The following is a 13,510-nucleotide window of genomic DNA, read 5'->3' as shown; positions in this document are numbered from 1 at the left end:
ACCCATGCTTGATATCAAACTCCTCCGTGAACAGCCCGATGTGGTCCGTGCAGGCATCCTCCGCAAGGGCGAAGACCCTGCGAACGTGGACAAAGCCATCGGGCTCGATCTGCGCCGTCGTACGATCGTGCAGCAGGGCGAGGCGCTCAAGAGCCGGAAGAACACCGTCTCGCAGCAGGTGGCCGCGATGAAGGCGAAGAAGGAGGATGCCACGGCGGTGATCGCGGAGATGCGCGGGGTTGCGGACGAGATCAAGGCGCTGGACGATGAGTTGAAGACCATTGAGGAGGAGTTGCGCAGCGTGATGCTGCAGATCCCGAATCTGCCTGATGCATCGGTGCCCGACGGCAGGACGCCGGAGGACAACAAGCCCATCGCACATTGGGGTGCGCCGCCCGTCATAGACTTTACGCCGAAGCCGCACTGGGAGCTCATCAAATCGCTCGGCCTGATCGATTTCGACCGCGGGACGAAGATCACCGGTGCCGGATTCCCGGTGTATGTCGGCAAGGGAGCGAAGCTCGAGCGTGCGTTGATCTCGTTCTTCCTGGACCATGCCGAGGCGTCGGGATATACCGAATTGCTCCCGCCGCTGATGGTGAATGCTGACAGTGCGACGGGGACCGGCCAGTTGCCGGACAAGGAAGGGCAGATGTACGTGGCCCCGCTGGATGGGTTCTATATGGTACCGACCGCCGAGGTGCCGGTCACGAATTTCTACCGTGATGAGATCCTTGGTGAGGAGCAGCTTCCGGTGAAGTTGTGCGCGTACACACCGTGTTTCCGCCGGGAGGCCGGGTCGTACGGGAAGGACGTGCGGGGACTCAACCGGTTGCACCAGTTCGACAAGGTGGAACTCGTGAATCTGGTGCATCCTGCGCGGTCCATGCAGGCCCTGGAAGATATGCGCGCCACGGCGGAACAACTGTTGCAGAAACTGGGTTTGCATTACCGTACCCTGCTGATGTGTGCCGGCGACCTGGGGTTCACGCAGGTGAAGAAGTACGATCTTGAGGTCTGGTCCGTCGGTCAGCAGCGCTGGCTGGAGGTCTCATCGGTCAGCAATTTTGAATCGTATCAGGCGCGCCGTCTGAACATCCGGTACCGTCCTGCGGGAGGCGGCAAGCCCGAGATGGTCCATACGCTCAACGGATCGTCGCTGGCATTGCCGCGCATCGTCGCTGCGCTGCTCGAACAGTACCAGACCCCCGAGGGGAAGGTCATTGTTCCTGCCGTGCTCCATTCGTACACCGGTTTTGAAGTGATAGGCTGATCCGTTGAAACCACTGCTGCGCCTGCTGCCGTACCTGAACCGCCACCGTCGCCTTCTGGTGACCGGGGCCATCGCCGTCGTGTGCAGCAATCTGTTCACGGTCGTCCAGCCATTGCTCATCGGCCGCGCCATCGATGTCCTGAACGCCGTGCTGCTCAAGAGCGACAGGGCGACAGGGAGTCTTGCGTTGTACGCCGCGGCGGTCGTCGGCACTTCGGTGATCGCCGGCATCTTCTCGTTCCTCACGCGGCAGACCCTGATCGTTGCGTCGCGGCACATCGAATTCGATCTGCGGAACGACTTCCTCTCGCACATGCAGAAGTTGTCCCTCTCGTTCTTCCAGAACACACCCACCGGCGACCTGATGGCGCATGCCACCAACGACATCGGTGCGGTGCGCAATGTGGTCGGTCCCGGCATCATGTATCCCGCGGACACCCTTGTGACCTTCGTGATGGTGATCTCGGTGATGCTCACGCTCGACTGGCAGCTCACCCTGTTCGCCCTGGTCCCGCTGCCGTTCGTCTCGTATGCCGTGTACCGGCTTGGCAAGATCGTGCATCAGAAGTTCGAGGCGCGGCAGGCGACGTACTCTGAATTGACCACGCGTGCGCAGGAGAACCTCTCCGGCATCAGGGTGGTGAAAGCGTATGTCCGCGAGCAGTACGAGATCGGGCTGTTCCGTGCGCTGAGCCTCGATTATCTCAAGAAGAACCTCGTCCTGGCCCGCGTGCAGTCGATCATGTGGCCGCTGATGTTCCTTCTGGTCGGCTTCTCGCTCATCCTCACGATGTACTTCGGCGGCATGCGTGTGATCAGTGGTGAGATCACGACGGGCACCTGGACGGCATTCTTCGTGTATCTTGGCATGCTCATCTGGCCGATGATCGCGTTCGGGTGGGTCATCAACATGCTGCAGCAGGGTTCGGCGTCGATGGGGCGGCTGATGAAGATCATGGACACGCCGGCGGACATCACGGACGGCCCGGGCACCGACCGGAGCGTGACCACGATCCAGGGCGGGCTGGAATTCCGGAATGTTTCGTTCCGCCACAAGGGTGCGGACCGGGATACGCTGTCGGACATTTCCCTGACCGTGCCGGCGGGTACCACGCTTGCCATCGTGGGATACACCGGATCGGGGAAGAGCACGCTTGTGAACCTCCTCCCGCGGCTGATGGACGTGACGGCCGGAGAGCTGTTGGTGGACGGCCACGATATACGGACGATCCCGCTGGAGGTCCTCCGGACGAACATCGGGTATGTACCGCAGGAGACGTTCCTGTTCTCCGAGACCATTGCGGAGAACATCCGGTACGGCGTGGACGGTGGGAGCGATGCGGGGGTGCGGGAGGTGGCGGACATCGCCCAGCTGGGGAAGGATGTCACGGAATTCCCGCACGGGTATGAGACCATTCTCGGCGAGCGAGGCATCACGTTGTCGGGTGGACAGAAGCAGCGGACGAGCATCGCGCGGGCGCTGATGCGTCAGCCCAGGGTCCTCATCCTGGACGATGCCCTGTCGGCGGTGGACACCTATACCGAAGAAGAGATCCTGAAGCGCCTCCGGGGCGTGATGAAAGGGCGCACGAGCATCATCATCAGTCATCGTATCTCGACCGTGAAAGAAGCAGACATGATCATCGTGCTGCATGAAGGCCGGATCACGGAACGTGGCACGCATGACCAGCTTGTGGGGCTGGGCGGCATCTATGCCGAACTCCACAGGAAACAATTGCTGGAAGACGAGATCGAGCACCTCTGATGCAAGAAGACGAAATCCTTGGCAAGGCATACGACGGCACCCTGATGCGCCGGCTTCTGAAGTACCTGAAGCCGTACCGCTGGTATGTCGTCACGGGCATCGTGCTCAGCATCGCCGTGTCGGGGATGGAGGCCGTGCGTCCGTACTTCATCAAGCAGGCCGTGGATGTGGACATCAAGGCGAGCGACCCGCACGGGTTGCTCATGACCACGCTGGGGTTCTGTGCCCTGATGCTCGCGCGCGGCTTCATCCAGTACCTGAACGCCTACCTCACGCAGTGGATCGGGCAGAAGACCATCTTCGATCTCCGCATGGAGATCTTCGAGCACCTGCAGTACCTCGGATCGAAGTATTTCGACAGGAATCCGATCGGGCGGCTCATCACGCGCGTCACCAACGACATCGAGGTGCTCAACGAGATGTTCTCGTCGGGCATCGTGATGGTGTTCAGCGACATCTTCACGATCATCGGGATCCTGGCGTTCATGTTCTCCATGGACTGGCGCCTGGCGCTGATCTCGCTCAGTGTGTTGCCGTTGCTGTTCTACGGGACATTCCTGTTCCGCCGGAAGGCACGGGAGGCGTACCGTGAGGTGCGTCTGTACATCGCGCGCATCAACACGTTCATGCAGGAACACATCACCGGCATGCTCGTGGATCAGGTGTTCAACCGGGAGAAGAAAGCGTACGCGCAGTTCTCGGAGATCAACGGCCAGCATCGCGATGCGAACATCAAGTCGATCCTGTACTACGCGATCTTCTATCCCGGCGTGGAACTCATCGGGGCGATCGCGGTCGGCCTCATCGTCTGGTATGCCGGTGTCGAGGCATTGGACGGTGTCGTGACGGTCGGTACCGTGATGGCGTTCCTGCAGTTCAATGAGATGTTCTGGCGTCCGATCCGCGATCTGTCCGAGAAGTACAATATCATGCAGACGGCGATGGCGAGTTCCGAGCGCGTGTTCCGCCTGCTCGACGACACGACGAAGATCGCCGACCCGGCGGAGCCGGTGGCGCTCGGCACCATACGCGGCGACATCGAGTTCCGGAACGTCTGGTTCACGTACAACGAACCGAAGGATGGCAGCGAGCCGGAATGGGTGCTGCGCAACGTCTCGTTCACGATCCGGGCCGGTGAAAGCGTCGCCATCGTTGGCCACACGGGTGCCGGCAAGACCACGATCATCAGTTTGCTCGCACGCTTCTATGATATTCAGAAGGGTCAGATCCTGGTGGATGGTGTCGACATCCGGCAGGTGACGCAGGCGGATCTCCGCAGCCATATGGCCGTGGTGCTGCAGGATGTGTTCCTTTTCTCGGGAACGATCGCAGGGAACATCGGGTTGGGCAACGAGACGATCCCGGAGGACCGGCTTCGGGCCGCTGCGCGGGTCGTTGGTGCCCACCGGTTCATCGAGAACCTGCCCGGCCAGTACCACGCGGTGGTGAAGGAGCGCGGGGCGACGTTATCGGTGGGGCAGAAGCAATTGATCTCGTTCGCGCGTGCGCTCGCATATCATCCGCGCATCCTGGTGCTGGACGAAGCCACATCGAGTGTGGATACCGAGACCGAACTCGTGATCCAGGAGGCGATCAAGAAGCTGTTGCACGGGCGCACGTCGATCGTCATCGCGCACCGGTTGTCCACGATCCAGTCGGCGAACAAGATCCTGGTCATGCACAAGGGTGAGATCCGGGAGATGGGGACGCACCAGGAGTTGCTGACGATAGGAGGGTTGTACTTCAAGTTGTATCAGTTGCAGTACAAGGACCAGGAAGTGCCGGGCAAGAAGTAAGGACCCCGGCGCAGCAAGACCCGCCGTACCCCGGCAGCCTCCCCACTTGCCGCCCAGCAGGCGGTCGTGCGCCCGCGTGGTGCGAAACGAAAAGGCACGCGGCCAGGCCGGTCGCGTTGCGGGAGTCCCTCATGAGCACCGCCGACCGTCTGGTAACCCTCGAACGGCACATCATTGAAGGTGAACGGAATCATCCGGGTGCCACCGGCGAATTCTCCAGTCTGCTGCACGGCCTCTCGCTCGCCGCGAAGCTGATCTGGCGGGAGGTCACGAAGGCCGGGTTGGTGAACATCCTTGGGAAGACCGACCGGATGAACATCAGCGGCGACGTCGTGAAGAAGCTCGATGTCTTCGCGGATGAGACCATCTACCGGGCGATGGACCATCTCGGGCACCTGTGTGTGATGGCGTCCGAAGAGAACGAAGACCTGCTCCACATTCCTTCGCATTATCCCAACGGCAAGTACGTCCTGCTGTACGATCCCCTGGATGGTTCATCCAACATCGATGCCAACGCAACGATCGGCACGATCTTCTCCGTGTACCGGCGCGTGTCGAGTGAAGGTCCCGGGACGATGGCGGACATTCTCCAGGCCGGGAACAAGCAGGTCGCGGCCGGGTACATCCTTTTCGGATCCAGCATGATGTTCGTGTACACCACGGGACACGGTGTGCATGGCTTCACGCTCGATCCGAGCGTCGGGGAATTCCTGTTGTCGCATGAGAACATCCGTATCCCGCAGAAGGGGACCATTTACAGCGTCAATGAAGGGAATGCCGGGCGTTGGAGTGCGGGGATGCAGCGGTATGTCCACTGGTTGAAGGAAGAGGATGGGGCGACGGGGCGTCCGTACACTTCCCGGTACATCGGATCGATGGTGGCGGACGTGCACCGGACGATGCTGTACGGTGGGATCTACTGTTATCCGGGCGACACGAAGAATCCGCGCGGGAAGCTGCGGTTGATGTACGAGAACAACCCGCTGGCGTACGTCATCGAAGAGGCCGGCGGTGCGTGCAGCAACGGTGAGCAGCGCATGCTGGACCTCATCCCGAACAGTCTGCACGAGCGGTGCCCGATGTTCATCGGGAGTGTGGAAGATGTGCGCATCGCAACGGAGTTCGTGACGGGCAAGCGGACGTAGCCGGACATTCCGGAGGTGAGAAAAGCAACGACCCCCTGGTTCCGTCGTCGGGACCAGGGGGTCGTGCTGTTACAGCCTGAGGTTGGTTCAGGGCAGCTTCGTCAGCTTGGCCTTTGCTTTTTCGACAAGAGCGCTGGTCGGGAAGTCGGCGACGACCTTCTGGAATGCTTCCTTCGCGGCCGTCTTGTTGCCGAGTGCGAGCTGGCAATTGCCGATCATGAACGTTGCATCAGCTTTCTTGCCGGAGCGCGGGAGTTCGGTGATGTTCTGGAATGTGCTGAGCGCGCTCTTGAAATGCTTCTGGGCGTACTCGGATTCGCCGATCCAGTAGTGGCAGTTGTCTGCGAGACTGGCTTCGATGCCGCTGTCCAGAAGGGCCTTGAAGTCCACGATCGCGCCCGCATAATCCTTTGCCTGGAACTTCGCGAGTGCGCCGTCATAGCCACCGGGCACGCTGGGGGCTTTTTCTTCCGGAGTTGTTGCCTGCGGAGCAGCCATCGCTTCGGTGAGTTTCGTTTCGAGTTCGGCATTCCGTGCGGTCAGCTTGCGGTTCTCGGATGCCACCGCTTCGATCTGATCCTGCAGTCGGCGGTTCTCGTTCTGGAGGCTATCGACGCGGTATTCCAGCATCGCAGTGGGGGATACGGCCGGGGCACTCTCCCACTCTTCCATCGACTCCTCGGACGATCCGCAGCCGAACACGGAGAGCGAGAGTACCAGTGCTGCCACCGGCATGAGACCTGCCAGAATGTTGAACCTTCTGTCGTTGCTGCTCATTGAGGCTTCCTCCTTAAAGGATTAGGTGTTCGGTATGGCGTAAATGTATCAAACAAGGTATGCAATGTCAAGTTGACTCTGAGATCCTGCCCGTCCTGTGCATGGCGTGGGTCCCCCGGTGTCGACCCCGGAACCCTCCGTGGCGCTGCTTGTTATTCACTATGGCAATGGGTATATTTTTTGTTGCAGAAGTACAGACGGCCGGAGGAGAATGTTGTCATGAAGAATGCGTTGTTCTTGCTCATGTTTTTCGGAGCGCTCCTGCTCCTGGGAGGGTGCTCCGGGGGGGGACAATCGGGCAAACCGGACGGGGAAACCGCGTCCGCCAAGGGCCCGAGTACGGATGATGCCTCCCGGCGTCTGGGAATGCAGCATTTCGTCGATGGCTCTGTGTACGAATTGAAGGGGGACCTCCCCCAGGCCATCCTGGAGTATCAGGATGCGTTGCGGTTCGACAAGGATCCGGCCATCTATTTTGCCATTTCCAAGTGCTATTCGCAGCTCTCCAAGCACTCGCTCGCCATCGAGAATGCCCGGGAGGCGGTCCGCCTCTCCCCCGACCAGTTGACCTACCGGCGTAATTACGCCGACATCCTTGCGGCAGCATTCGATTTTGATGCCGCCGCCGGGCAGTTCGAGGAGTTGATCAAGCGTGATTCCTCGCAGGTGGAGGCGTGGTACAATCTTGCACGCATCTCCCAGCAGCGGAAGCCTCTCCGCGCGCTGGAGGTCTACGAACGCATCATCGATCGTTTTGGCCCCGATTGGGATGTCTTCCTCCAGATCGCTGACCTGAACAACCGGATGGGCAGGTTCGACAAGGCAGGCGAAGCCCTGCACGAGATGACGCTGCTCGATCCGAGCAACAAAGAGCTCAAGAAGACGCTCGCACAGACGTATGCCCGTGCCGGGAAATTCGATGAAGCGCTCAAGGTGTACGACGATCTTCGCGACATCCATCCCGATGATCTGGAGATCCAGGCGGAAGTGGCGGGGCTGTATCTTGCACGGGGCGAGTATGCGCGGGCCGCGAAGGAATTCGACACGCTCCTTGCACGCGATACGGTGTCCGTTGAGGTGAAGGTGCACATTGGCGAGATGTATTTTGCGCAGATGGCGAAGGACTCCACGCTCGCTCCGGTGACACGACGTCTCTTTGAGCAGATCGCAGCGAAGCATCCGGACGATTGGCGCTCCTTCTGGTTCCTCGGCGCCATCGGCAGCGTCACGCACGACGACACCCTGTCGCTGCGCAGCTTCCGCCGCGTCACCGAACTTGCGAGTTGGAACGCCGATGCGTGGGTGTACATGTCGGGGGTCTTCCTCGGCAAGAACAATTTCTCCGAGGTGGCCCACATCCTCGAATCGGCGGTGAAGATCCTGCCGGATGATTTCCGTGTGAATTTTTTCCTCGGGCTTTCGTACAGCCGGTTGAACCGCAACATCGATGCGGCGCGTGTGCTCGAACATGCGCGGCAGTTGAACCCCAAGGACCTGGATGCGATCGCACAGCTTGCGCTGGTCTACGACGCCATGCGCCGCTTCGAGGATTCCGATGCGCTGTATGAGGAAGCGCTGAAGATCGATCCGGAGAATCATCTTGTCCTGAACAATTTTGCCTACAGCCTCGCCGACCGGGATCTCCAACTCGAGCGTGCCCTGGAGATGTCGCGCAAAGCGGTCGACCAGCAACCGGACAATGCATCGTATCTCGACACGATCGGTTGGATCTATTACCGGCTCGGGCGCTATCCGGAAGCGGAGACCTGGACCAAGAAGGCCATCAGCAAGGGTGAGGTCAATGCTGTCGTGTATGAGCATCTGGGCGATATCTATTTCCGCATGAACCAGAGGGATCTCGCGATCGAACACTGGAACATGGCGTTGAAGCTGGACGAGCAGAATGCGCAATTGCGCGACAAGATCTCACGCGGATCCCTATGACGTCCGGTCCGACGCGTACCCTCGCTGTCCTTCTTCTGGGTGCGATGCTCGCCGGGTGCTCGCCCAGAGCGGCGGAGCTGGTGCTTGATACGCAGAAGGTCCCGCCCGCAACCGTGGTGTCGCGCGTGACAGCCAACGGCTCGCGTATCACCTCGCTCACCGGTTCCGGGACGGTCTCGTTCGAAGGCCCGGGCATGGGTGGGTCGGCGTTCTTCACGCTCTCGCTCAAAAAACCGGATTCGTTGCTTATCCGGTTCGAGGGGCCGTTCGGGCTCGACGCCGGCTTCCTCTTCCTCAGCCGTACGCAGTATGTGATGTTCAACCGGCTCGAGAACACGGTCTATGCGGGCGACCCATCCACGGGAGAGATCCGTTGGGCCATTCCCTTCGCATTGACCGTGGAACAGGTGTTGGATGCGTTCACCGGAGCCTTCCGTTTTCCCGCCGGGGCTGTTCCCGCACGGTATGCCGTCGACGATGAGCACTTCGTGTTGTCGTACACGGCGCAGCGCGATACCCAGACCTTCTGGGTGGACCCTGCAACGGCGCTGGTGAGCAGATATTCGCGGAACGGCAATGGGATGTCGGTCTGGGCGGAAACGTCGCGTCCGATGGAAGAGGATGGAATGCGGATGCCCCGTGAGATCTCGTTGTCATTTCCGACCGAGGGTCGGCAGCTCTCGGTCTACTATAACGACCTGACATTGAATCCGTCGGAACTCTCGTTCCGGTATGCGGTCCCGCGTACAGCGCAGATCCGGTCATCGAAACCATGAATCGCCGTTCACGTCTGATCGTTGTCCTCATCATGTGTCTGGTGCTGGGCGGTGCCCATGCCCTTCCGCAGGGGGATATCCAGCGCAAGCAGGATGAACTGGAGACGCTCCGCGAGCAGATCCGGGAGCTGGAAGCGAAGGTCAAGGTCCAGCAGCAGAACGAGACGGAGACCCTCGAGTTGCTGGACACGTACGACAACAAGGCGACGCTGGTGCGGAAGTTGATCACCCGACTCAAGGCCGCGGAACGGCAGTTGCAGGCGCGGATCGACACCACGCGTCGGAGCACGCGGTCCTTTGAAGCCCAGCTTGCCTTCCTGAAAGCGCATTATGCAAAGCACGTCCGGTCCGTGTACAAGACCGGCCGGACGCGTGACATGGAGATCCTGTTCGCATCGTCGTCCGTGGAGGAGTTCATTGCGCGGAATGAATACCTTCACCGGTTCAGCGAACAGCGGCGGAGTGATGCGCGGCGGATCCAGCGGAAACAGGTGCAGTTGTCTGAGATCCAGGTGCGCGCGGAAAAGGAATTGAGTGAGGAGCGGCGTTTGCTGGCGGAGAAGAGCGCTGAAGAGGACAGGCTCGCCGTCCTCACGGGGGAGCGCCGCGAGGCGTTGAACAGGATCCGCAAGGACAAGAATATGATGGCGCGGCAGATCCAGCGCCAGATCAAGGCTGCCCGGGATATGGAGGACATGATCGCGCGGCTGATCGAAGAGGAGCGCGAGCGGGCCGAGCATGAACGGGAGACGTCCACGGCGAAAAAGCTTCCTCCGACGCCGGAGGCTCCGGTCGTGCCGGGCGAATTCGAATTGAAGAAGGGGCGGCTCCGTTGGCCGGTGACGGAGGGGAACATTGTTGCCCGCTTCGGGCCGTACCGCCATCCGACGCTTCGTACCGTGACCACGAACACCGGCATCGATATTGCCGTGCAGCCGGGCAGTTCGGTCACGGCGGTCGCGTCCGGCAAGGTCGCAATGATCTCGTTCATCCCGTCGTATGGCAACCTCGTCATCCTGAATCATCACGACGGCTACCGGACGATCTATACGCATCTTGCCGAGATCGATGTCCTCGAAGGGCAGGTCATCAACGAGGGTGATGTGATCGGTAGCAGCGGCGATTCGGTGGATGGCCCGCGCCTGCACTTTGAGGTCTGGAAAGACCGCGACAAACAGAACCCCGAACAATGGCTCATGCGTCAATGAATCCTCGCGCCGCGGCCACCGTGAGCGGTGCCGCCGTCCTTGCACTCCTGCTGACGGTCATACTGCACGGCCTCTTTGCGTCGCTGGAAGAGGGTGTGACGGCGGGCCGGTATGCATTGCGCGGGGACCGCATGGCGGACACGAACATCGTCGTGGTGTATATCGACGATGAGGCGATCGGGGTGATGGGCTGGCCCGTTCCACGCAACTTTCATGCGCTCATGCTGCAAACGCTCACGGACCTTCATGTGCGGGCCGTTGGTATCGAGCCGGTGCTGGATGACCGGCGGGATGAGTATCCGGAGTACGATCAGGTGCTGGCATCGGTGATGAGGTCATCGGTGCCGGTCGTCATGACATGTTATCTCGATTCCGTGGTGCGATCGCACCCCGGGGACAGTGCTGCAGCACCTGCGGGGCTGTTCTCATATCCCGGCGTCTCTGAGCCGCAGGTGTACGGGCGTGGCCTCCACCTTCCGCTGGCGCCATTCCGAGATGGTTCCGCCGGTCTCGGGCATGTGAATTTCTCCGGCCGGGGTGCGATCCCCGTGTTCGTCGCGTATGGCACCGGGGTCATACCTTCCTTTGCGACCGAGCTCGCGCGGGTCAGTGCGGGCGTTTCCCGTGATGGTGTGCAGTATGATGGTGGCACGCTGACGATCCGCAGCCGGTCCGCACGGATCGTGCATGATGTTCCGGTCAGCGGTTCCGTCTCGCTCCTGTATCCCGGTCCGCTCTCCTCGTTCACGGCGATGCCGTTCCTTCAGGTCCTGCGGGAGTACGACCGTGTACGGGCGGGGGAGGGATCATCATCCGGGCTACTCCGGCTGAAGGACAAGATCGTGCTTATCGGACCGATCTCCAGTGGCCGCGGTTTCTTCGTGCATACGCCCGTGGATCCCCGGTTGCCCTCTGTCCTCGTTCATGCCAGTGCCCTTGACAACGCGCTCGCCGGTGAATATCTCACGGAGATGCCGGGATGGATGATGGCCCTGATCGGGCTCCTGTTCGGTGTGCTGTGCGGAGCATGCGTGCTGCAGTTGCCATCGCCGTGGGACCGTGTCGGGCCCGTCGTCCTGGCCATGGTGTTGCTCGTCGTATCGCAGGCGGCGTTCCGTTGGGCGGCGATCGTGGTCCCGGTCCTTGCACCACTCTTCGTGGGGATCGTGGCGACGGTCACTGCCGTGGTCGTGCGGCACCGTATCACCAGCGGACAGGTGGATGCACTTGCCGCGGAGAAGAATGCGGTCCTGGGCGAGCTCCGTGACCGGGAAGCCCGTCTGGCGGTGCTCGAGCGTGAGCTTCTGGATTATCAGACCGCGCGTCCGCCTGACCGCACCGAGGAGTTGCTTGAAGAGATCCGGAAGAACAAAGCGGAGATCCGCACACTCTCCTCGCGTGCCGATGATATGGAAGAGTATGCAGGATCGGGAGAGGATGACGAGCGGCTGGAATTCGAGGGGATGATCTACCGCAAGAACGGCCCCATGCGGGCCGTCGTGGATTTCATCGGCAAGATCGCCAGCAGCGATGCACCGGTACTTATTCTGGGCGAGAGCGGGACGGGGAAAGAGCGTGTGGCCCGCGCGATCCATGTGCGGAGCCAGCGGGCTGCTGCGCCGTTCATTGCGGTGAACTGCGGGGCATTGTCGGAGTCGCTCCTGGAAAGCGAACTCTTCGGCCACGACAAGGGCGCCTTCACCGGTGCGGTGAAGGACAAACTCGGAAGGTTCGAGCTGGCGGATGGCGGGACGATCTTCCTCGATGAGATCGGCGAGGTGTCGGAGGGATTTCAGTTGAAGCTCCTTCGTGTGTTGCAGGAAGGCGAGCTGGAACGTGTCGGCGGTACGCGCACGATCAAGCTCAACGTGCGCGTGGTCGCGGCAACGAACAAGGAGCTGCGCGAACTTGTGAAGGTCCGGAAGTTCCGCGAGGACCTGTACTACCGTCTCAATGTGCTGTCGGTATCGCTTCCGCCGTTGCGGGAGCGGCATGAGGACATTCCGGTGCTGGTGGAGCACTTCCTCGCGAAGGAGCAGGGTGGACTGCGTATCTCCCGGAACGTGATGGATGTGTTGCAGCAGCACCGGTGGCCGGGCAATGTGCGGGAACTGGAGAGCGCGATCCGCCGGGGTGCGGTGTTGGCGAGATCGGAGAGCCGGTCCCTCATACATCTCAGGGATCTTCCTGAGGAACTTGCCGAAGCTGCACGAAAGAGCGTACCCGTTCAGGAGCAGGTCCTGGATATGGTCCGGGAATTCGGTTTTTCCCGCAGTGCGATCACGGACACAGCGTCTGCGCTCGGCGGGTTGAACCGGGGCACCGTTGCCGAGTATCTCCGGGGTGAATTCCTGAGGGTCTTTGTGGAGCATCAATTCGACCTCGAGCAGGCCATAAGCCACATTTCCTTGTCCGGAGATACGGCGATCAATGATCGGGTCAGGAAACGCTACGTCGAGTACCTCAGCAATATCGTCGAAGGGATCGACATCTCCCTCCCATGGGATGCAGCCCGTCCGCGTCTCCGCACCAAGGCCAAGAACTTGCCGCAGCGCTATCATGGGTACCTGGAGCAGGCTGCTGAGGCGCATTTCCGGAAACTCTGGACCCTCCCTCCCAGCGCCTGAATTCCTCACTTCCCGCACTTCGTATGCAGAATCCCGCACTTCCCGCAGAAGCGTTCGACACTCCTGCTGATGGGCCGTGCCGGTAATTGCTTGTCATCCATACAGTTACGCCGCTGTTGTCCTCTTCCGTGAAATCTGGCATGCCGGTTGAAATGTCCTGAGCAGTGCAACGAAGCCAATGCAGTCAGGACAGATCCAC

Annotated in this window: 9 protein-coding genes; 8 read left to right on the top strand and 1 reads right to left on the bottom strand. The window is 60.8% G+C overall.

Translation table 11 applies throughout. From position 1 onward, the window contains the following. The first annotated feature begins 4 nt into the window (after nt 1–4). The 4 genes from serS (at nt 5) to fbp (ending at nt 5,979) form a co-directional block, all read left to right on the top strand. A complete protein-coding gene (serS, locus tag IPI01_13210) occupies nt 5–1,273 on the top strand; it encodes a serine--tRNA ligase (protein MBK7258726.1) in 1,269 nt (422 codons plus the stop codon). A 4-nt stretch (nt 1,274–1,277) separates the two neighbouring features. Further along, a complete protein-coding gene (locus tag IPI01_13205) occupies nt 1,278–3,038 on the top strand; it encodes an ABC transporter ATP-binding protein (protein ID MBK7258725.1) in 1,761 nt (586 codons plus the stop codon). Further along, nucleotides 3,038–4,834, top strand: a complete 1,797-nt coding sequence (locus tag IPI01_13200; GenBank protein MBK7258724.1) for an ABC transporter ATP-binding protein — start codon at nt 3,038–3,040, stop codon at nt 4,832–4,834. The genes IPI01_13205 and IPI01_13200 overlap by 1 nt, the downstream gene beginning before the upstream one ends. Nucleotides 4,835–4,965: 131 nt before the next feature. Next, nucleotides 4,966–5,979 (top strand): class 1 fructose-bisphosphatase, encoded by a 1,014-nt coding sequence (gene fbp, locus IPI01_13195; protein MBK7258723.1) that lies wholly within the window; start codon nt 4,966–4,968, stop codon nt 5,977–5,979. 87 nt (nt 5,980–6,066) lie between these two features. Here fbp and IPI01_13190 read toward each other — a convergent pair whose 3' ends face one another. Continuing rightward, on the bottom strand, nt 6,067–6,756 hold the full coding sequence (locus IPI01_13190; GenBank protein MBK7258722.1) for a tetratricopeptide repeat protein: 690 nt from the start codon (nt 6,754–6,756) through the stop codon (nt 6,067–6,069). 219 nt (nt 6,757–6,975) lie between these two features. On the opposite strand from IPI01_13190, the gene IPI01_13185 reads away from it, so the two are divergent. The 4 genes from IPI01_13185 to IPI01_13170 are packed head-to-tail and all read left to right on the top strand — an operon-like array spanning nt 6,976 to nt 13,311. Then, nucleotides 6,976–8,700 carry a tetratricopeptide repeat protein gene (locus tag IPI01_13185; protein ID MBK7258721.1) on the top strand — a complete coding sequence of 575 codons (1,725 nt, stop codon included), beginning with the start codon at nt 6,976–6,978 and terminating at the stop codon, nt 8,698–8,700. After that, nucleotides 8,697–9,476, top strand: coding sequence for a DUF4292 domain-containing protein (locus tag IPI01_13180; GenBank protein ID MBK7258720.1), 780 nt, complete (start codon nt 8,697–8,699; stop codon nt 9,474–9,476). The genes IPI01_13185 and IPI01_13180 overlap by 4 nt, the downstream gene beginning before the upstream one ends. After that, the gene (locus IPI01_13175; GenBank protein ID MBK7258719.1) at nt 9,473–10,684 is read left to right on the top strand and encodes a peptidoglycan DD-metalloendopeptidase family protein; all 1,212 of its coding nucleotides are present in this window, start codon (nt 9,473–9,475) and stop codon (nt 10,682–10,684) included. The genes IPI01_13180 and IPI01_13175 overlap by 4 nt, the downstream gene beginning before the upstream one ends. Beyond that, complete coding sequence (locus IPI01_13170; protein ID MBK7258718.1) at nt 10,666–13,311, top strand: sigma 54-interacting transcriptional regulator; 2,646 nt, start codon at nt 10,666–10,668, stop codon at nt 13,309–13,311. The genes IPI01_13175 and IPI01_13170 overlap by 19 nt, the downstream gene beginning before the upstream one ends. The last annotated feature ends 199 nt before the right edge of the window (nt 13,312–13,510 follow it).

Source organism: Ignavibacteriota bacterium (assembly GCA_016707525.1).
Classification (GTDB): Bacteria; Bacteroidota; Ignavibacteria; order UBA10030; family UBA6906; genus JAGDMK01.
The sequence above is the reverse complement of the archived record's forward strand: the minus strand, read 5'-3'. Positions and strand labels throughout refer to the sequence as shown.